This is a genomic window from Paenibacillus castaneae, assembly GCF_002884445.1.
Taxonomy (GTDB): Bacteria; Bacillota; Bacilli; order Paenibacillales; family Paenibacillaceae; genus Pristimantibacillus; species Pristimantibacillus castaneae.
On the sequence record NZ_KZ614144.1, the window covers coordinates 1,858,803 to 1,879,558 of the forward strand.

Sequence of the window (20,756 nt, forward strand, 5' to 3'; positions counted from 1 at the left end):
CTAGTAGTATAAGAGGCACGGGGAAACAACGCCCTATAGACATACTAAGAGGAGTGGTAGAGTTGTTAAAGAAAAAAGGCTTTAAGGGGATCTTGATGTTATCGATGGTGGTGCTGCTTGCGTTTACAGCAGCTTGTGGAAATAGTACAAATAACGGAACTAAAGGTTCTGCTAGCAATTCACCTACTAATGCAGCAACGGATGACACAGTTAAACTAGCAGGTGAAATAAAAATTGATGGTTCAAGCACCGTATTCCCTCTAACAGAAGCAGCAGCTGAAGAATTCAATAAATTGCACAAGGATGTGCGCGTACCTGTTGGCGTATCCGGTACAGGTGGCGGCTTCAAGCAATTCTGTAAAGGCGAGATCGCAATCGCGGATGCATCACGTCCGATTAAAGATTCAGAAGCAGCAGATTGCAAAGCTGCTGGCATCGAGTACACCGATTTATCGGTAGCTTTTGACGGATTATCCGTAGTCGTTAGCAAAAGCAATGATTTCATTGATCACTTGACAGTAGAAGAACTGAACAAGATTTTTGTAACAGGCAGCACAGTTAAAACGTGGAAAGACGTTCGTGATACGTTCCCTGCTGAACCGATCGTTATGTTCTCGCCAGGCGCTGATTCCGGAACTTATGATTATTTCAATGAAGCTATCCTTGATAAAGCAGGCATTCGCAATGACAAAGCAATCAGCTTCTCCGAAGATGACAACTCACTTGTTCAAGGCGTAGCAGGCAGCAAATACGGTATTGGTTACTTCGGTTTTGCTTATTTCGAAGAAAATCAAGATAAGTTGAAGGTTGTTCCAGTTGATGCTGGAAAAGGTGCAATTGAACCAACTTATGAAACAATCAAAGACGGCAGTTATGCGCCATTGTCCCGTCCGCTCTTCATCTATGCAAACAACAAAGAGCTTGAGCGTCCTGAAGTAAAAGAGTTTGTGAAATATTACATCAACAACATTGGACAATTCGCTGATGAAGTTGGTTATGTAGCTCTTCCAGATGAACAATACGCAGCAGAAGCGGCAAAAATCCAATAAGAAGCAATATAGCCGGATGAATAAATGTGGTGTCTCGAGGGGCATCACATTTTTCACGGCATATATGTAAACGATTTGTAAAGGCAAGAAGGAGGACGCCGCAATGCCATCGCAAAGAATACAAGCGGTAAACAAGAAGACTCAGACCGTAACCAAGGAAATATATGATTTCAAAAATAAACGTGTAAGCATCATGAATAAGGTTATGCCAATTCTATTGTTTCTATGTGCTTCCGTATCTGTTCTTACAACAATAGGAATTGTCGTCACGCTCATCTCGGAAACGTATCAGTTTTTTCAGAAAATACCGATTTTTGATTTCTTATTTGGGACGAAATGGTCTCCGTTAATCCCGCCCAAAAGCTTCGGCGTTCTGCCGCTCTTGTCAGGAACGCTTATGATTACTCTCATTGCCTGCTTGGTTGCCATTCCTCTTGGGTTGGCAAGCGCCATTTACTTATCGGAATATGCGCCGAAACGGGTTCGCAAAATTATTAAACCAATTTTGGAGGTTCTCGCAGGAGTTCCGACAATCGTGTACGGTTACTTTGCACTAAGCGTTGTAACGCCTATTATTCAAAGCATATTCAACGGTGCCGGCGTATTTAACGCTCTGAGTGCCGGTATCGTAGTAGGAATTATGATTATTCCAATGGTTAGCTCGATGAGTGAGGATGCCATGTCAGCTGTCCCGCGCAGCTTGCGCGACGGCGCGTATGCACTTGGTGCTACAAAATTCGAAGTCGCATTGAAAATCGTAGTGCCAGCCGCTTTCTCGGGAATCGTGGCATCTGCTGTACTGGCCTTCTCCCGAGCGATTGGTGAGACGATGATCGTTACGGTTGCAGCAGGTTCTACGCCTAATTTGACCGCAAATCCGCTCGAAAGCATCCAGACGATGACCGCTTATATCGTACAAGTAAGCTTAGGGGATACACCGCATGGAACGATTGAGTATGGATCGATCTTCGCGGTCGGCATGACGCTGTTCGTCATTACGTTCCTGCTTAATATTCTTGCCCAGTATATTGCAAGAAGATTCAGAGAGGAGTATTAAGATGAACATATTTCAAGATGCAAACCGAAAGCAAATTGCTAACAGAAGGAAAATGGACTGGATGCTGCATATCCTGTTCGTTGCAGCAACTTCAGTCGGAGTTCTCGCGCTTTCCGCGCTGATCATAGATATTCTCATCGACGGAGTCGCCCGTCTTAAGCCGGATTTGTTCACTAACTTTCCATCCCGCAGGGCTGACGGCTCAGGTATGAAATCAGCGCTGGTAGGTTCGATTTATATGCTTCTTATTATGGCGCCTATTTCATTTATTTTCGGTGTCGGAGCAGCGATTTACCTAGAGGAATATGCAAAGAAAAGTCGTATTACCCGAATGATTCAGCTTAACATCAGTACTTTGGCGGGTGTTCCGTCTATCGTATACGGTATTTTGGGCTTAACCCTGTTCGTCCGTCTTCTCTCGTTAGACCGCAGCCTAATTGCCGGCGCATTAACGATGACGCTGCTTGTGCTGCCAATTATTATCGTTTCGGCACAGGAAGCAATACGCGCGGTTCCCAAATCACGCCGCGATGCTTCGTTCGCGCTTGGTGCAACCAAATGGCAAACGGTAGCCCGTTCGGTTATGCCCTCCGCTCTTCCGGGCGTATTGACCGGGGTCATCCTAGCGATGTCGCGGGCAATCGGGGAGACTGCGCCGCTCGTTATGATCGGAGCATTAACCTATGTTGCATTTCTGCCGAGCGGTATTAAGGATTCATTCACCGTTATTCCGATTCAAGTGTACAACTGGTTGTCTAAGCCTCAGCTTGAGTTCAAGGAGCTTGCGGCCAGCGGAATTATCGTTTTACTCGCATTGCTGTTACTTATGAACTTCTCGGCTATTCTGCTTCGCAACAAGTACCAGAAGAACGTTTAAAGAGAGTTTTAGGAGGAGAACGATATGGAAGCACTTATTAATATTAACAAATTGAATTTGTTCTACGGCGCTTTCCACGCTTTGAAGGATGTAACGCTCACGATACCAGAGAAAGCGATCACGGCTTTCATCGGGCCTTCCGGCTGCGGCAAGTCCACGCTGCTTCGTACGCTGAACCGTATGAATGATATGATTCCGGGTACTCGTATCGAGGGCGGCATTGCAATTGGCGGTACAGAAATTTATTCCAATGAAGTAGATGTTGAGACATTGCGCAAAAAGGTAGGCATGGTGTTCCAGCAGCCGAATCCATTCCCTAAATCGATTTATGATAATGTCGCTTACGGGCCGCGTTTGCATGGCATTACAAACAAGCGCGAGCTTGATGAAATTGTCGAAACGAGCTTGAAATCGGCTGTATTATGGGATGAAGTGAAGGATTACTTGAAACGCTCCGCATTTGGCCTGTCCGGCGGACAGCAGCAGCGTCTGTGCATTGCACGCGCACTAGCTGTGAATCCGAATATTTTGCTAATGGATGAGGCAACTTCGGCACTTGATCCGATTTCCACGCTGAAGATTGAAGAGCTTGTTCAAGAGCTGAAGGATAAATACACGATCGTTATGGTTACTCACAACATGCATCAAGCTGCTCGCGTATCCAACCAAACCGTGTTTTTCCTTAATGGCGAAGTTGTAGAGTTCTCGGATACCGAGAAGCTGTTCTCCAATCCAGTGGACCAACGCACGGAAGATTATATTAGCGGCCGCTTCGGCTGATTCTATGCTTTCGAAGTAGGTTTGTTCCACAAACCTTAAGCTTATGCTTTCGAAGTAGATTTGTTCCACAAACCTAAGCCTACGCTTTCGAAGTAGGTTTGTTCCACAAACCTTTAGGAGGAATGCTGTTGTGATGACCACACGTAAAGAGTTTGACCAAGGACTGGAGCATCTTCATAACCTGATCATCGAAATGGGTGTATTTGTAGAGAATGCCCTTGTCGAATCGATGGAAGCATTGAAGACGATAGATACAGATCGCGCGAGGCAGGTTATTAAGAAGGATCCCTCACTTAACCAAATGGAAGAAAAGGTTACGGAAATCGGTTCGAAGCTTATTGCGACACAGCAGCCGGTTGCCAAGGATTTGAGACGCATTTTGTCTGCTTTCAAAATCGCCAGCGATCTGGAGCGGATGGGTGATCTCTCCGTAGATATTGCAAATGTTGTGCTGCGGTTAGAGGGCCAGAAGCTTATTAAGCCGTTGATCGATTTGCCGCGCATGGCAGAGATCACACAGCTGATGACGTATGAGTCCATCCAATCCTTCATACAAGAAAATGTGGACTTGGCTTACAAAATGGCAAAAGACGATGATCAGGTCGATGCTTTGTATGGTCAAATTACGCGTGAGCTTTATACCATCATGATGGAAAATCCTCAGAATATTACGCAATCCTCCCTGCTAAGCTTTGTAGGCCGTTACTTGGAGAGATTTGGCGATCACGCCACGAATATCGGTGAGAGTGTAGTCTACCTCGTGACAGGCAGCAGACCCGATTTGAATGTATAACCTACTTTAAAAACATACTTAAAGCCGCCCAAGTAAACTGCTGGACGGTTTTTTTTTTTTTAGGAAAAAAGAACTAAGAAAAATGTCGAATTTTACCGAACGTTAACCCTTTTATGCATCTCTATTCACAATTGGCTGGTAAAGTAATACATAGGGAACTGAAATAGACGATAGTCGATTGAGGGGATTGTCATGAATAGAGCTCAGGTTGGTTTATTCAATCGAGACATGCTCCGCAGCATTAAAGAGCGCTGGCATGAAGGCGGAATAGGTGTCATTTACGTTCACTTCCGTGTTGGTAACACAGCAGCAGAATCGACATTGCAGATATGGGAGAGCACAGAATCAGGACTCTTTTGGCGTCAGCGACTGGAATGGGATTACTTCTATTTTTTTGATCGGCAGCAGAATGAAGAGCCAATCATTAGGGTTATCGAGAAAGCGATGGAGCGACTCATTGCCAGTCTAAGGAAGTCAAGTACAAAAGTACAGAACGGGAATTATCCAGACACGGATCTGGAGGTAAGCATAGGTCTGTCCGTTGCTTATCCGCCAGCAACTGGCCGCTCCTCCGAATCGGTTGTTTACCGAATGCTGCTGGATGCGATGGAGCAAAGCGCCTATAACGTTACGCTTGGCATGGACCGCCATGAATCCATGAAGGAGAGTATGCAGGCAATCGAGAGTTTTGGGCATCTTACCGGAGCTGGCGAGTGTATGCAGTCAATTCCGCATGCGCATGTGCTTGCGCTTCACTCCCGAACGGTTCGTATCGGAGCGCTTGCCGCACCTTTTCCAATATTCCCTGCTAGGGCAAGGGTATCTGAGGTTGCTTATTTATTCGACACGAACGCGAAGGCGCAGGGCGCTGTAATCGTCGATAAAGGCAGGCCGATAGGTATATTAATGAAAGAGAAGCTTCATCAAATGTTAGCAGGACAGTTCGGACTGCCGCTTTATTGGAATAGGCCAATCGAGCGGATTATGAACAATCAACCGCTTATTGTGGATGAGCAGCTAACCGTCGAGCATGTTTCGCAGCTGGCTATGGCAAGAGATTTTTCGCAGCTATACGATGTAGTTCTTATCACCAGAGACGGACAGATGGCAGGTGCGGCTACAATAAGGTCTATTCTGGAATGCATAACGACCCTTCGTACAGAGGCGGCTCGCACAGCTAATCCGCTCACGGGGCTGCCTGGCAATGAGGAGATTCAGCTTGAGCTGTCTAGACGGATCGGGCAAGCAGAGCCGTTCGCTGTCGTTTATGCGGACTTGGACTATTTTAAATGGTATAACGATACCTTTGGTTTCGGGCTCGGAGATAATCTCATTCGCTATTTGGGAGATATGCTGCGAAGAGAGCTTGATCAGCTTGGCGAAGGCTACGATTTTGTCGGGCATATTGGCGGCGATGATTTCATTGTGGTGATGAGAGCGGAAGCGGCGGAGCATTTGTGTCAGGCCATGATTAAGCGTTTTGATAACGGGATAAAGGCATTTTACGGAGGCGCCCAGGTAACAACCGTTGAGGATCGAGAGGGTAATCTCATTGAGCAGGAGGGTGTAACGCTCTCCTTGTCATTGATGCTGTGGGATGGCAAAGTAGCGCTTGCAGCAGATGATATTCCGAGGATTGCGGCAAAGCTGAAGAAACAAGCAAAAGCACTTAAAGGCAGCGTCTACGTAATGGATCAGATAAGAGGAATGCATCATGGAGAGGAACGGAACGGAAATTGAGACAACTTCGGGACATATGGCGGCTTAATGATACGGATAACGTGAACTCGAGTCATCTTGGCATAATTTATTTATCGTGGCAGCTTCCGACTGATGATCGTAAACAGCATTTTGCCTCGCAGCATGAAAAATGGCGAGTTTTTGCTGAGTTCGAGGCAGAAGCTGAATTTGGGAACTTCTTGCATTACGAAGGGCTGTATTGGATGAAGGAGGATTTGTTTATCCATATGCGCTTGGCGGCAGGGCATCAGCAGCTGCTGGAAGGCTGGCTGCTTGAGTTTGCTCATAAGCATATCCCAGAGTGGGAGAAACGTTTTGCAGAGGAGCTAGGCAACGAGGAGCAATCATATGTGGGCGGGAAGCTGCATGTCGGTGTATCTGTTGTACCAAGTGACAAAGCCCCAATGGATGGACTCATATGGTATGATGCGATGAAAAAGGCGATTTTGCACGGCCAATCCGCCGGCTCGATGGATCGCAGCTTGAAGCGGCGAGCGCTTGAGCGAGTCATTAGCGAGCAGCTCATTAAGCCTGTCTATCAGCCAATCATATCGCTGCTGCGCGAAGATGAGGTTTTTGGCTTCGAGGCGCTAACACGAACAGAAGATCGAACTTGGTTTGCTGGACCGATGGAATTGTTTCAGTGTGCAGAACAAGAAGGTCTAACCTATAGCTTGGATAAATTGGCTAGGGAGAAGGCGATAGATGGCTGCCTGAGGCTCATGCCGGGGCAAAAGCTTTTCATCAATGTGATGGCGCAAATTATGGAAGATCCTTGCTTCTCACCAGGTCAAACGTTGAGTCTGCTGGAGGAGCACAGGCTGTCGCCCGATCAAGTCGTATTTGAAATTACGGAACGCAGCTCCATTGCGGATTTTGGCTCCGTGAAGAAGGCGTTGGAGCATTACCGAAGCCAAGGTTACCAGATCGCAATTGATGATGTCGGTGCAGGTTATTCGTCATTGCAATCGATCGCCGAGCTGCGCCCCGATTATTTGAAGGTCGATCGGTCGATTATTCAGAACATCCACCAAGATGAGATGAAGGAACATATTTTGTACACGTTGATTCAGCTTGCTGCCAAAATGGACATTTCTATTATCGCAGAGGGCATTGAGCTTGATGCGGAGCTTGCCAAGGTGCGAGAGCTGGGGATCGAATACGCCCAAGGTTATTTATTAGGCCGGCCGGCTTTATTTCATACCATGATGGTGTAAACGATACAAAAAAGGGCTCTCCTATGGCAGAAATGCTTAGGAAAAGCCCTTTTTGTGGTATACTTAGAGGTATGAATGTTACATAAAGAAGGTGTTGAGTCCTTATGGAAAAATGGATGCTAATTGACGGAAACAGTATCATCTATCGTGCGTTTTTTGCATTGCCGCCGCTCACGAATTCGGCTGGCAATCACACGAATGCGATTTATGGTTTTACAACGATGCTGCTTAAGCTGCTTGAGCAAGAAAAGCCGACTCATGTTCTTGTTGCATTTGACGCTGGCAAGGTTACGTTCCGACACGAAGGTTATGCGGAATATAAAGGCGGAAGACAAAAGACACCGCCTGAGCTATCCGAACAATTTCCAGTGCTTAAAGAGCTGCTTCAAGCCTTTAGCATTTCGCAGTTTGAACTGTCCGGTTATGAGGCCGACGATATTATTGGTACGCTAACGAAAGCAGCTGACGAGAAAGGAGTCGAAGCTTTTGTCGTTACAGGCGATAAGGATATGCTGCAGCTTGCCTCTGAAAAAGTAACTATAGCGGTTACTCGTAAAGGCGTCAGTGATGTCGATCTGTATACACCAGAGACGATTCAAGAAAAGTACGGCCTTGTGCCGATGCAAATCACCGACCTTAAGGGGCTTATGGGCGATACCTCCGATAACATCCCGGGAGTGCCGGGCGTGGGAGAGAAAACTGCGCTTAAGCTGCTTCATGAGCACGGCTCGGTAGAGAGCGTGCTAGAAAACTTGGACAAGCTGAAGGGCAAGCTGAAGGAAAACATAGAGAGCCACAAGGATGACGCCACGATGAGCAAACGGCTGGCGACGATCTTCCGCGAAGTACCCATGGAGAAGTCTATCGATGACCTTCGATATGCGGGCTATGATGGCTCGAAGCTGGCGGAAGCGTTCCGTAAGCTGGAGTTCAAATCATTAATTGATCGCCTAGAACTCGGTGCTGAAGCGGGCGATATGGATAAGGAAGCCGAAGCTGCTGCTGCTGATTTGAATATTCATGTGATTGAATCAGATAAAGACGCGGAGTCGCTGGATAAACTCATTCAACTGCTTGGTAAGACGGATAAGAACGGCTTGTATATTGAAGCGATTGGTGAGAATCCGCATCAAGCCGTGCTGATCGGCCTCGCGATTGCAACGGAAGAGGCTGTATTCGCAATGCCGTACTCGGTGCTTAAGCAGCCTTTCGCCGCGAAGCTTCGCAACTGGTTGGAGCAAGCGGACAGGCCGAAATACGGCTTTGATCTGCACAAAACGGAGCTCGCGCTCAAGTGGAGTGGAATTAGCTTTGAAGGAGCTGCCTTTGATGTGCAGCTTGCCGCTTATTTGCTTGATCCGACTGAAGCAAGCCAGTCGTTAAGCGGAATTAATGAAAAGCAAGGATTGCCTACGGTACCTTCTGATGAAGCGGTATATGGCAAGGGTGCTAAATTTAAAGTGCCTGATGCAGAAACGCTCAATCGTCATCTTGCGCTTAAGGCAGAATCGGTACGTCGTTTAGTACCTCTGTTGACGGAAGAACTCAGCCGCACAGGAATGAGCAAGCTTTATTTTGAAATTGAGCAGCCGTTATCCCGAATTCTTGCCGGTATGGAGCATTTAGGAATCAAGGTGGAGACGAAAGAGCTGGACAAGCTTGGCCGAGATCTGGAACGTAAGCTTACGGTTCTTATTAGCGAAATTTACAAGCATGCCGGAGTAGAGTTTAATATTGGATCACCGAAGCAGCTTGGCGAGATTCTGTTCGATAAGCTTGGGCTGCCCGCTAAGAAGAAGACGAAAACAGGCTATTCAACGGATGCCGAGGTATTGGAGGAGTTGGCTCCCTATCACGGAATTATCCCGCTCATTCTGAATTATCGTCAGCTTGCGAAGCTGCAGTCGACTTATGTGGAAGGGTTGCTGAAGGAGGTACGCAAAGAAACTGGCAAGGTGCATACGTATTATCGCCAGACGATTGCGGCTACCGGAAGGTTGAGCAGCCAGTTCCCCAACCTTCAGAACATTCCGATTAGGCTGGAGGAAGGCCGTCAAATTCGGAAAGCTTTCGTGCCGTCGGAGCCGGGCTGGTTCATTCTTGCAGCCGATTATTCTCAAATTGAGCTTCGTGTTCTTGCGCATATATCGGGTGATGAGAATTTAAAGGAAGCATTCATTAATGATATGGATATTCATACGAAGACAGCAATGGATGTTTTCGGAGTAGCTGCGGATCAAGTCGATTCCAATATGCGCCGTTCGGCAAAGGCCGTCAACTTTGGTATCGTTTATGGAATCAGTGATTTCGGATTATCACAAAACCTAGGCATTACGCGCAAAGAGGCGTCACATTTCATTGAGCAATATTTCGAGGTATTCAAAGGGGTTCGCAAATTCATGGACGACGTCGTCAAGGATGCTCGTCGTGACGGTTATGTTACAACATTGCTGGAGCGGAGACGTTATTTGAATGATATCAATGCCTCCAACTTCAATTTGCGTTCCTTCGCGGAGCGGACAGCGATGAACACGCCGATTCAGGGCACAGCCGCCGACATTATTAAGCTGGCGATGGTTCAAATGGACGAGACGCTGAGAGAGCGCAAGTTGAAAAGTCGTATGCTGCTTCAAGTACACGATGAGCTCGTGTTTGAAGTGCCAGCTGATGAGCTTGAGCTGATGAAAACACTCGTACCGGAAGTGATGGCCAAAGCGCTGGTGCTTGACGTGCCTCTTAAGGCAGACATGAGCTACGGTGACAATTGGTATGAAGCAAAGTAACCCGCTGGCGGGCAGTTTCGGGTATAATAGTTGTTGAGGTGAAGAGAAATGCCTGAATTGCCAGAGGTAGAAACCGTAAGAAGAACACTAAATGAACTTGTAGCGGGAAAACGAATCCAATCTGTAACCGTTAGACTCCCGCGTATTATACAGCTTCCTCCCGAACCAGAGCAATTTGCAGATGCGCTTGTCGGCTACACCATCGAAACCGTGGAGCGGCGTGGCAAGTTTTTGCGAATTATAATGGACGGGCTTGTGCTCGTATCCCATTTAAGGATGGAAGGCCGATATGGCGTGTTTCCATCCGATGAGCCGATTGAGCTGCACACACATGTGATCTTTCATTTCGATGATGGAACAGACCTTCGTTATAAGGATGTTCGTCAGTTTGGAACGATGCATTTGTTTAAGAAGGGTGAGGAGCTTACGCTCCCTCCGCTCAATAAGCTTGGAATTGAGCCTTTGGAGCCGTCGTTCACTTTGGCTGCGTTGAAGGACAAGCTGGAGAAGCGATCGACTCGCATCAAGCCGCTTCTGTTAAATCAGGAGCATATCGTGGGCTTAGGCAACATATATGTGGATGAGTCTTTATTTCAAGCACGGATTCATCCCGAACGAACTCCGGATACGCTGAAGTCGGCCGAATGGAAGAGATTGTATGAAGCCATTCGCTCGACGCTGTCGCAAGCGGTTGAAGCGGGCGGTTCATCGATCAAGTCGTATGTGAACGGTCAAGGCGAGATGGGCATGTTCCAGCAACAGCTGCTTGTTTACGGAAAGAAGGATGAGCCTTGTCCTGTCTGTGCGAGGCCGATTGAGAAGTTTACGGTTGGAGGCAGAGGCACGCATATTTGTGCGAAATGCCAACCGATAGGCGCATCCGGCCAAGCAAGAACCAAGTAGCATTTTCGAATCGACAAGCACAGAGGTACCCTCCCAGCATATATTAGTTTTATAGGCTAATGTCTACTTACAGATCGCATGTGAGCTGGGCAAAAGCAGTGCGGGGAGGGACTTTACGATTGATCGCGCATGTTGTATCATTGCTAGTTCTTGCTTTTGCAGTTAGCTTGGATGGTTTCGGCGTAGGTGTTACGTATGGCTTGCGGAGAATCCGCATACCGCTTCTGTCCGTATTCATTATTGCGTGCTGCTCCGGCCTTATTATTTTTATATCGATGCAAGTTGGAGAATTGTTGACTAATTATCTCTCTGAATTTGTCTCCAAGCTCATTGGCGCATGCTTATTGATCTTAATTGGAGGCTGGGCCTTGCTTCAGTTAAAGCGCCGTAAGCCAAAAAGCGAGATTGTTGAGACAATTGAACTGCCTCAGAACATAAGAGAAGCAGCCGCTTCTTCTGAAGTCGGGAGCAGGGCCCATATGGGCGAACTGTCCAAGTCGGCTTTGGTCGTTATGGTTGAGCTGAAGCGTATGGGATTAGTTATTCAAATTTTACGGACACCGCAAACGGCTGACTTTGACAAATCAGGAACGATTTCTGCATCAGAAGCGATTATGCTTGGTGTTGCATTGTCAATTGATGCATTTGGAGCGGGCTTGGGAGCGGCAATGATTGGTTTGCCAGTTCTGCTTACAGCATTGACGATAACGGCATCAAGCGCACTTTTTCTCGTAGGAGGCATTCGTTTCGGATTTCGTTTCTCCGCTTGGAAAGGTATGCAAACCTTATCCGTGCTGCCAGGCATATTATTGATTATGATGGGAATCATGAAGCTGTTATAATTTGAGGTGAAATGGATGAAAATCGGATTAACCGGCGGCATTGCCAGCGGTAAAAGTACTATTGCTAACATGCTCGTAGAACGCGGTGCGCTGCTGGTCGATGCCGATCAAGTTGCAAGGGAGGTCGTCCTTCCAGGAGAGTCCGCACTGGAGGCAATTGCCTCTGCGTTCGGACAAGCAGTGCTTGAGACTGATGGTTCATTAAATAGAAAGAAGCTCGGTGACATTGTTTTTCGCGATAAAGCGAGCTTAAAGGCACTTGAAGCGATTACGCACCCAGCTATACGTGAGCGAATGCAGGATAGGATACATACGTTTGAAGAGCAGTATCCAGATCGTTTAGTTGTAGCTGATGTGCCGCTGCTCTATGAAACGAACCAGAAGCATCTATACGATGGTGTGATGGTTGTATATGTGCCTTCAGAGGTGCAAATTACCCGGCTAATGGAGCGAAATGCAGTAACGGAGGAAGAAGCAAGGCGCCGAGTATTGCTGCAAATGGATATTGAGCAAAAAAGGGACTTAGCTGAATGGGTTATTGATAATAGCGGTACTATAGAAGAGACAGAGCGGCAAATTAATGATTTCTGGAAAAGCCAGAGCTTGCCATGAAAATTTTATTAAAGAAAAGAGTGCTTCTCGTACTGCTGCTCGGCCTCATAGCTATATTGTTTCTTAAATCCAATTGGCTTGGTACATGGATGTATCCCGTGTATTATAAACAAGACATTCGGGTGAGTGCATCCAATTACGGTGTTGAACCGCATTTGGTTGCTGCCATTATCCGCAGTGAGACCAACTATCGGACAGGCAAGGATTCAAAGAAGGGTGCATTAGGATTAATGCAAATTATGCCGGATACGGCAAATTGGGTCGTACAGAAGGCAGGCTTCAAGGAAGTGACAGAGGATATGCTGCGGAATCGTGCCGATGTCAGTATCGAGGTCGGTTCGTGGTATTTGAAATCCTTGCATCAACAATTTGATCAAAATCAAATCGCTGCAATTGCGGCGTATAACGCGGGTCCAGGCAATGTTCGCAAATGGCTGGATTCAGGAGTTTGGGATGGGAAATTAGAAACGGTGAGCCGAATTCCGTTCGGTGAGACCCGGCACTATGTACAGCGGGTTATTTACTATTATAATAAGTACAAGGATTTGTATCCAAGCTTCTGATCCGAAACTCATTATTACTGAAAATACAACGAAGCCTTGGAGGCTCGTCATTTCGTTGACGAGCCAGCCAAAGCATCTGTTATTCATACAACTGAAATGAATCATTATTTTTGACCAGCAAGGGATTGCTCAGCAATTTGTACGAGGCGACGGGTAATATATCCCCCGATGGAGCCAGCGTCCTTCGTTGCCATGTTGCCGTAGTATCCGTCTTGCGGAATCGCGATACCTAACTCTTGAGCCACTTCAAATTTCATTTGGTCAAGTGCAGCTGTCGCTTGTGGTACTACTAGTTGGTTACTGCTGCGGGATGCGCTCATGTATGTTCACCTCCTTGCGGTTGGTAAAAGTATTATGCTCAAAAATCAAAAGTTCATTACAGGAATTCGCTGGAAATTTATTTTGTTTGAGAATAGGCTCAAAGCAGAAGCTTCTGAGCAAAGAAAGGAGGCCAAACACAACATGAAATGCCCATACTGTGACTATGCCGGTACAAAAGTATTAGATTCCAGGCCGGCCAACGAAAATAAATCAATTCGCCGACGCCGTGAATGCGAAAAGTGCAGCCGCCGCTTCACGACATTCGAAATGATTGAGGAAACGCCTCTAATCGTAATCAAAAAAGACGGCAGCCGTGAGGAATTCAGCCGTGACAAAATATTACGCGGACTAATTCGCGCTTGCGAGAAGCGTCCCGTACCTATGGAGCGTCTTGAGGTCATTGTATCAGAAGTCGAGAAAGAGCTTCGCACGACAGCCCTTGCCGAGGTAGATAGCAGTGCTATAGGCGGAATCGTTATGAATGAGCTATATCCAGTAGATGAAGTAGCATACGTGCGTTTTGCATCTGTATATCGTCAATTTAAAGATATCGATATGTTTATGAAAGAGCTCAACAGCTTGCTGTCCAAGCATCCTCTTAACAGTATTGTAGATAAGGATTGACATATCTGAAGCCCCTGTGATATTATCAATTTTGTCGTCATTCGATGACATTATGCAATATCTGGGGCCTTAGCTCAGCTGGGAGAACACCATTACCGGTTTAACACCCATAAAAACAGCGAGTTAACAACTAAATATGGGGCTATAGTTTAGGGGGAAAATAGGTCGCTGGCAGCGATCAGTCGGCGGTTCGATTCCGCCTAGCTCCACCATACATTATCATCAGAACGGCAGAGATGCCGTTTTTTTTGATTTTGTGCTTGGATATATTTCAAATCCCTAACTGAGAACATTTGAACAGTTTAGGTATGTATACTGAAATTCAGCAATTATTTTACATAGTTACTAAAATGAAATCAAATACTTGGTTCTATGTAACGTCACACATGCTGAGTGGACGTGGTACTAGAGGTGTAGCTAACATGCTGACCAGTAACTCTGCCGCAGTTTATCGCTAATACTGAGGCTCTTAGGGAGCTTGGGTTGGCGATGGTGAAGAGGATCCATTAGAGGAATAAAACTCGCTTCGAATCGGCAGTTATCCTGCAACGGATTTGGAGTAAATAAAGGTTTCATTAACTAATAATGAGGATGGCGAAGAGGTTGTGTCTGCGCCATCCTCATTTTGCTGTGGTCTGTTACAGCCTTCATATTTTCCAAAATGAAATAGCAATAACTACTGAATTATGTTCATTTATGAGATATATCCTTTTCTTTGTATTTAGTTGGTGGTTCATAAGTTCGGATCTAATATCTTCTTTAATTTTTAAAGTAGAATCTCTACTTCGATAGGTGCCGCCCTATTAAAACACTCATTATAATTGAAGATACGGGAAGGAGGAGCCATTCAACTTCAAGATTGAAAGCGCTTTAGTTAACTTCAAAATCCATTCTGAGGGGAAGGACATCAAATGAGTAGACGCTTCAAACGGCTATTGCTGTCACTGTTAGCCGCTGCACTGTTAGTGCCGCAATTTTGGTATGCTCCAAATGCGAATGCAGCGAGCGCAACGATACCTGTCATCCTGTACCATGTAATCACCGATAATCCATCCGGAGATTATCAATACAGCACAGCCAACTTCAAAAAACAAATGAAGTATCTGAACGATAACGGCTATACCACCGTATCCGCGGAACAGTACGTCGACATTATCGTGAACGGGGCAACCGCTCCTTCTAAACCGATCCTGCTGACGTTCGACGACGCGACACCGGACTTTATTACAAACGCGCTTCCAGTATTGACGCAGTACAATATGAAAGCGGTATCTTTCGTCATCCAGGACAATATCGGTTCTTGGGGAATGACGCTGAGCCAATTGAACACGCTGAAAAACAACCCGAACATCAGTCTTCAAAACCATACAAAGACGCATGATCAAGCCGTATGGACGGCTAGCATCACCAAAGCGACCGCGGCCGCGGAAATCCAATCCGCTAATACGTTCTTGAAAGGAATTACCGGCAAAGATCCGATCCTTCTTGCCTATCCTTACGGCAACTACAACGCGGACGTAAAAGCAGCCGCGACGGAGAACGGAATTATTGTCGGTTTCAAAGCCTGGAGCGGCGATGACGACGCCTTGGCGATGGGACGTATTCTCATTAAGAAAGACGATACTTTAAATACTTTCGCAGCCGCGATCGGCGGACCTACGCCTCCGACACCGGAAGCGATCGGGAACGTCGTCGTTTCGAACGACTTCGAGAACGGCACGCAAGGATGGTTTAAGCGCGGTACCGAGACGGTAACGGCTTCGACCAATGCCGCTCACAGCGGAACCCGCAGTCTCTTGGTGCAAGGAAGAACGGACAACTGGAACGGCCCGGGCTTTAACCTCGCCGCCACCGGCAAATTGAACAAGGAATCAGTTTACGAGTTTTCCGCATGGGTTAAACTCAAAGAGGGAACGACCGGCTCCGAGACAATCCAATTCGGCGCTCAACAGACTGGGGCAGCCGACGAGTACCTGAATCCAGGCTCCGCGGCAACGGTAACAGCCGACGCTTGGGTACAAGTCAAAGGCGAGTATACATACGACATGAACGCCAATGCCCTGCAAGTCTATTTACAGAGCAGCAGCAGTAAAACCGCTAGCTTCTACGTCGACGATTTCCAAGTGAAAGTCGTCAAACCGGCCGTTCTTGTCGAGAAGTTCGAAAACGGCAAAAATGGATGGACCGGCAACGGCGCTACGGCGACCGCAACGAATGCCGTCTACCACTCCGGCTCAAACGCGCTTCTCGTGACGGGACGCACCCAAAATTACCACGGCCCGAGCCTAGTGTTGACGGATACGCTTGAAAAAGGCGCGGAATACGAAATTTCCGCCTACGCCAAGCTGGATACCGGAGCAGCTTCGACGCAGCTAAAAGCTTCGATTGAGCAATCCGGAATAACCGGCAACGACCAGTTTAAGCAAGTGATCGGGTTGACGGCGGTCACGAGCGGCGCTTGGGTGAAACTGAGCGGTACTTACACATATAACGCCGCCGCTACGGGGATTAAACTCTACTTCGAGTCAGAAGACGCCGGCAAAAGTACAAGCTTCGCGATCGACGACGTCGTCATCCGCCAGACAAGCGCAGCTCCTCCTCCAGGATTCTTCGTCCTGTCCCAAAGCTTTGAGGATGGTCAGCTCGGTGGTTGGGTGGATCTGGGATGGAACGGCACCGGTACTGCGATAGTATCGTCCGACTTCGCATCTGATGGAACGAAATCCCTTCTATATAAGGACCGTTCGGAAAGAAAGAGCGCCGTATCGCTCAATTTGACCAGCAAGTTGGTATCCGGTCATAAATACGATATCTCGTTCAAACTTCGGTCCGCTCAAGGCACCGATAACTACCATTTAGGTGCGATAGTCAAATCCGGCGGTACAGAAAGCTACCCATGGATTATCGGCAACCAAGCCGTTACGGACTCCGCTTGGAAGACGTTCGAACTGAAAGGCTACGAAGTACCAGCCAACACGACCGAATTCCTAGTGTGGATCGAGGCTAACATCTACGGCCCAGACGAAACCGCCACGGCGAAAGCCGACTTCTATATGGACGAATTCGTAATCAAAGACGTTACGCCTGGCGCCGAGCCTTCAAGAACTCCAGCGGTGCCATTCACTACCATTACGTTCGAGGATCAATCGAAGGGCGGCTTTGTCGGCCGCGCGGGAACGGAAACGTTGACCGTTACGAATGAAGACAATCATACCGACAACGGTGCTTATGCGTTGAAAGTAGAAGGCCGTACAGACTCTTGGCACGGTCCGACGATTCGCGTCGAGCAGAACGTAGACAAAGGCAGCGAGTACAAAGTAACGGCATGGGTCAAGCTGATCTCGCCGACCAGCTCGCAGCTTCAGTTGTCCACGCAAGTCGGCAACGGCAGCACCGCCAGCTACAATACCATTCAAGGAAAAACCGTCAGAGCTACCGACGGATGGGTGAAGCTTGAAGGCACCTATCGTTACTCCAGCGTAGGCGACGAATTTTTGACTATCTACGTCGAGAGCTCCAGCAATAAGACTGCTTCTTTCTACATCGACGATATCAGCTTTGTAAACACAGGCTCGATCCCTATCTCCGTACAAAAAGACCTGACGCCAATTAAGACACAGTACCAAGACGATTTCTTGATCGGCAATGCGGTATCCGCAGCGGATTTCGATGGCACTCGCCTGGAGCTTCTCAAATTGCATCATAATGTCGTAACGGCGGAAAACGCCATGAAACCGGATGCAACACAGGCGGTGAAAGGTACTTTCACTTATGCGGATTCGCTTGTCGATAAAGCGATCGCCGCAGGGATGAAAGTGCACGGCCATGTGCTCGTATGGCATGAACAGACGCCAGCGTGGATGTATACCTCGAACGGTTCGCCTTTGAGCCGCGACGAGGCGCTCGTCAATATGAGAACGCACATCCAAACGGTTTTGACGCACTACGGTGAGAAATACGGCAACAATTTCGTTTCTTGGGACGTCGTCAACGAAGCGATGAACGACAATCCTGCTAATCCGACGAATTGGAGTGCTGCCCTGCGCACCTCTCCTTGGAAAACGGCGATCGGTAACGATTACGTGGAGCAAGCGTTCTTGGCGGCAAGAGAAGTGCTGGACGCGCATCCGTCCTGGGATATCAAGCTCTATTACAACGATTTTAACGATGATAACCAGAACAAATCTACGGCCATTTACAGTATGGTCAAAGATCTCAATGACAAGTACGCGCTTACGCATCCGGGCAAGAAGCTGATCGACGGCGTTGGCATGCAGGCGCACTACAACATCAACACGAAGCCGGACAACGTTAAGGCGTCGTTGGAACGGTTTATCTCCTTGGGCGTTGAAGTCAGCATTACCGAGCTGGATATAACGGCCGGAAGCAGCGGCACGATCACCGACAAGGAAGCAATCGCGCAAGGCTACTTGTATGCGCAGCTATTCCAAATTTACAAAGAGCACGCCGCGAATATCGCCAGAGTCACCTTCTGGGGTCTGAACGACGCGACGAGCTGGAGAAAAGAAAACCCGCCGTTGCTCTTCGATAAAAACCTGCAAGCGAAGCAAGCCTATTACGGCGTTATCGATCCGAGCAAGTTCATAGCGGAGCACCCTCCGGTTTCGGTAACGGCTAGCCAAACGTCCGCTAAATACGGTACGCCAGTCATAGATGGAGACATTGACGCGATCTGGAGCGATGCGCCTGAAGTTTCGATCCAGAAGTTCCAAACGGCTTGGCAAGGTGCACGCGGCGTAGCCAGAGCGCTTTGGGATGATCACAACTTGTATGTGTTAATCCAAGTAACTGATAATGCGGAACTGGATAGTACTAGCCCGAACGCGTATGAACAAGATTCCGTCGAAGTGTTCGTAGACGAGAATAATGGAAAGACAACTTCCTATCAATCGGATGATGGACAATACAGAGTAAACTATAAGAACCAGGCATCTTTCAATCCGTCAAGCAAAGCAGCCGGTTTCGAGTCAGCCACCTCTCTTTCCGGAACGAACTACACGGTAGAAATGAAAATACCGTTAACATCGATCACGCCGGAAAACAACATGAAGCTAGGCTTTGACGTGCAAATCAACGACGGTAAAAACGGTGCTCGTCAGAGCGTTGCCGCATGGAACGATTTGACCGGCCAAGGTTATCAGGACACGTCCGTTTTTGGAGTGCTTACGCTTTCCGGTAAGAATCCTCAGACCGGTACAGGCACGCCTCCTCCGGTGACTGAACAACCGGCTGTGAACGGCCAGATCACACCAAAAGTTACCGTGAATAACGGTAAGGCATCGTCCAACATCTCTGCCGGCAATCTACAGAAAGCGTTCGATCAAGCTGTAACTAACGCTGCAGGCAAGAAAAAAGTTACGATCGACATTCCTGCAACAGCAGGCGCAAATTCATACGACGTGCAATTGCCGCTTCAAAGCCTGAAAGATTCCGGATCGACAGTACTTGTGATCAAGACGGAGAACGGCACGGTCGAGCTTCCTGGCAACATGCTGGCAGGCACGAACGTCGGCAGCTCCGAGTCCGTATCGGTTCGCTTGGGCAAGGTCTCGACAGAAGGACTCAGCAATGATGTCCGCCAGCAAATCGGTAACCATCCGGTCATTAGCCTCGAATTTTTGGCAGGCGACTCAGTTGTCGCTTGGAACAACCCGAACGCGCCTGTAACGGTATCCGTACCTTACACGCCGACGGCTGAAGAGCTAAGAAATCCGGATCACATCATTATCTGGTACATCGACGGCAGCGGCAAAGCTACACCTGTGCCGAATGCCCGCTACGATGCAGCAAGCGGTATGGTCAAATTCTCGACGACTCACTTCAGTAACTATGCAGTTGCGTTCGTAGTGAAATCGTTCGGAGATCTTCAGTCCGTACCATGGGCGAAGAAAGCGATCGAAGCGATGGCATCTCGCGGCATCATTAACGGCACGAGCGAGAACGCGTACGATCCGAACGCCTCCATCAAGAGAGCGGACTTCCTGTCGCTGCTCGTTCGCGCATTGGAGCTTAAAGGTAACAATGCTTCCGTAACGATGTTCTCCGACGTGGATTCCTCCGCATACTACTATGATGCGGTCAAGATCGCTGTGCAGCTCGGCATCATTCAAGGCACGGGCAACAATCTGTTCGATCCGAACAGCAAGATCTCGCGTCAAGACATGATGGTCATCGCGGCTCGCGCGGCGAAAGCCGCAGGCAAAGCGTTGCCGACAGGCGGCACTTTGGATGCGTTCAGCGACGAGGCTTCGGTAGCTTCTTACGCGAAAGACAGCGTTGCAGCACTGGTCAATGCGGGTATCGTGCAAGGATCGAACGGCAAATTGGCGCCGAACAGCTTTCTCACTCGCGCCGAAGCGGCAGTTATCCTGCAACGGATTTGGAGTAAATAAGAGTTTCAGATAGCCTAAAGAGGCTGCTCTGCTGATTGAATCTTGATATGCTCCCCATACGGTAGACAGGTGAAATAATATATAACCTGTTTGCTGTTAGGGGAGCATTTTTCATGCCCGAAAATAAACTTAGTGCCTCAGAGAAATTAAACTCGTTAACCAAACTAGGGCAATTCTTGAAG

15 protein-coding genes and 1 tRNA gene are annotated in these 20,756 nt (G+C 47.9%); 15 read left to right on the top strand and 1 reads right to left on the bottom strand.

Features of this window, described 5'->3' with window-relative positions; all coding sequences use genetic code 11:
• The first annotated feature begins 62 nt into the window (after positions 1–62).
• From CEF13_RS07995 to CEF13_RS08050, 12 genes are all read left to right on the top strand, one after another.
• Positions 63–1,049: a PstS family phosphate ABC transporter substrate-binding protein gene (locus tag CEF13_RS07995; RefSeq protein WP_102710200.1), complete on the top strand. Its 987-nt coding sequence runs from the start codon at positions 63–65 to the stop codon at positions 1,047–1,049.
• Between the two features lie 193 nt (positions 1,050–1,242).
• Positions 1,243–2,106, top strand: a complete 864-nt coding sequence (gene pstC / locus CEF13_RS08000) for a phosphate ABC transporter permease subunit PstC (protein ID WP_243864533.1) — start codon at positions 1,243–1,245, stop codon at positions 2,104–2,106.
• Between the two features lies 1 nt (position 2,107).
• Positions 2,108–2,983, top strand: a complete 876-nt coding sequence (gene pstA, locus CEF13_RS08005; protein ID WP_102710202.1) for a phosphate ABC transporter permease PstA — start codon at positions 2,108–2,110, stop codon at positions 2,981–2,983.
• A gap of 24 nt (positions 2,984–3,007) precedes the next feature.
• Entirely contained in the window at positions 3,008–3,763 is a 756-nt protein-coding gene (gene pstB / locus CEF13_RS08010; protein ID WP_102710203.1) for a phosphate ABC transporter ATP-binding protein PstB, read from the top strand.
• A 133-nt stretch (positions 3,764–3,896) separates the two neighbouring features.
• Positions 3,897–4,556 carry a phosphate signaling complex protein PhoU gene (phoU, locus tag CEF13_RS08015; RefSeq protein ID WP_102710204.1) on the top strand — a complete coding sequence of 220 codons (660 nt, stop codon included), beginning with the start codon at positions 3,897–3,899 and terminating at the stop codon, positions 4,554–4,556.
• 192 nt (positions 4,557–4,748) lie between these two features.
• Complete coding sequence (locus CEF13_RS08020; protein WP_102710205.1) at positions 4,749–6,296, top strand: GGDEF domain-containing protein; 1,548 nt, start codon at positions 4,749–4,751, stop codon at positions 6,294–6,296.
• Positions 6,293–7,513: an EAL domain-containing protein gene (locus tag CEF13_RS08025; protein WP_102710206.1), complete on the top strand. Its 1,221-nt coding sequence runs from the start codon at positions 6,293–6,295 to the stop codon at positions 7,511–7,513. Before CEF13_RS08020 ends, CEF13_RS08025 begins: the two co-directional genes overlap by 4 nt.
• 104 nt (positions 7,514–7,617) lie before the next feature.
• Complete coding sequence (polA, locus tag CEF13_RS08030; protein ID WP_102710207.1) at positions 7,618–10,296, top strand: DNA polymerase I; 2,679 nt, start codon at positions 7,618–7,620, stop codon at positions 10,294–10,296.
• Positions 10,297–10,344: 48 nt separating this feature from the next.
• Positions 10,345–11,199: a DNA-formamidopyrimidine glycosylase gene (gene mutM / locus CEF13_RS08035; RefSeq protein ID WP_102710208.1), complete on the top strand. Its 855-nt coding sequence runs from the start codon at positions 10,345–10,347 to the stop codon at positions 11,197–11,199.
• Positions 11,200–11,318: 119 nt separating this feature from the next.
• Positions 11,319–12,041, top strand: a complete 723-nt coding sequence (locus tag CEF13_RS08040) for an MntP/YtaF family protein (RefSeq protein ID WP_208414513.1) — start codon at positions 11,319–11,321, stop codon at positions 12,039–12,041.
• A gap of 15 nt (positions 12,042–12,056) precedes the next feature.
• Positions 12,057–12,653, top strand: coding sequence for a dephospho-CoA kinase (gene coaE, locus CEF13_RS08045; protein WP_102710209.1), 597 nt, complete (start codon positions 12,057–12,059; stop codon positions 12,651–12,653).
• Positions 12,650–13,216: a lytic transglycosylase domain-containing protein gene (locus CEF13_RS08050; protein WP_102710210.1), complete on the top strand. Its 567-nt coding sequence runs from the start codon at positions 12,650–12,652 to the stop codon at positions 13,214–13,216. The genes coaE and CEF13_RS08050 overlap by 4 nt, the downstream gene beginning before the upstream one ends.
• 104 nt (positions 13,217–13,320) lie before the next feature.
• Here the strand turns inward: CEF13_RS08050 and CEF13_RS08055 are convergent, their stop codons facing one another.
• Positions 13,321–13,536, bottom strand: coding sequence for an alpha/beta-type small acid-soluble spore protein (locus tag CEF13_RS08055; protein ID WP_102710211.1), 216 nt, complete (start codon positions 13,534–13,536; stop codon positions 13,321–13,323).
• 142 nt (positions 13,537–13,678) lie between these two features.
• Between CEF13_RS08055 and nrdR the strand changes: the two genes are divergently transcribed.
• The 3 genes from nrdR to CEF13_RS08070 all read left to right on the top strand — a co-directional run bounded on the left by nrdR (position 13,679) and on the right by CEF13_RS08070 (position 20,574).
• Positions 13,679–14,161, top strand: coding sequence for a transcriptional regulator NrdR (gene nrdR / locus CEF13_RS08060; RefSeq protein WP_102716274.1), 483 nt, complete (start codon positions 13,679–13,681; stop codon positions 14,159–14,161).
• 138 nt (positions 14,162–14,299) lie between these two features.
• A tRNA-Ala gene (locus CEF13_RS08065) sits at positions 14,300–14,373 on the top strand.
• A gap of 699 nt (positions 14,374–15,072) precedes the next feature.
• A complete protein-coding gene (locus CEF13_RS08070) occupies positions 15,073–20,574 on the top strand; it encodes an endo-1,4-beta-xylanase (RefSeq protein WP_102710212.1) in 5,502 nt (1,833 codons plus the stop codon).
• The last annotated feature ends 182 nt before the right edge of the window (positions 20,575–20,756 follow it).

Bases quoted from the DNA above. Each gene is read 5' to 3' on its own strand.
- pstC (WP_243864533.1), top strand. From the start codon at position 1,243: ATGAATAAGGTTATGCCAATTCTATTGTTTCTATGTGCTTCCGTATCT.
- pstA (WP_102710202.1), top strand. From the start codon at position 2,108: ATGAACATATTTCAAGATGCAAACCGAAAGCAAATTGCTAACAGAAGG.
- pstB (WP_102710203.1), top strand. From the start codon at position 3,008: ATGGAAGCACTTATTAATATTAACAAATTGAATTTGTTCTACGGCGCT.
- phoU (WP_102710204.1), top strand. From the start codon at position 3,897: ATGACCACACGTAAAGAGTTTGACCAAGGACTGGAGCATCTTCATAAC.
- CEF13_RS08020 (WP_102710205.1), top strand. From the start codon at position 4,749: ATGAATAGAGCTCAGGTTGGTTTATTCAATCGAGACATGCTCCGCAGC.
- polA (WP_102710207.1), top strand. From the start codon at position 7,618: ATGGAAAAATGGATGCTAATTGACGGAAACAGTATCATCTATCGTGCG.
- mutM (WP_102710208.1), top strand. From the start codon at position 10,345: ATGCCTGAATTGCCAGAGGTAGAAACCGTAAGAAGAACACTAAATGAA.
- coaE (WP_102710209.1), top strand. From the start codon at position 12,057: ATGAAAATCGGATTAACCGGCGGCATTGCCAGCGGTAAAAGTACTATT.
- CEF13_RS08050 (WP_102710210.1), top strand. From the start codon at position 12,650: ATGAAAATTTTATTAAAGAAAAGAGTGCTTCTCGTACTGCTGCTCGGC.
- CEF13_RS08055 (WP_102710211.1), bottom strand. From the start codon at position 13,536: ATGAGCGCATCCCGCAGCAGTAACCAACTAGTAGTACCACAAGCGACA.
- nrdR (WP_102716274.1), top strand. From the start codon at position 13,679: ATGAAATGCCCATACTGTGACTATGCCGGTACAAAAGTATTAGATTCC.
- CEF13_RS08070 (WP_102710212.1), top strand. From the start codon at position 15,073: ATGAGTAGACGCTTCAAACGGCTATTGCTGTCACTGTTAGCCGCTGCA.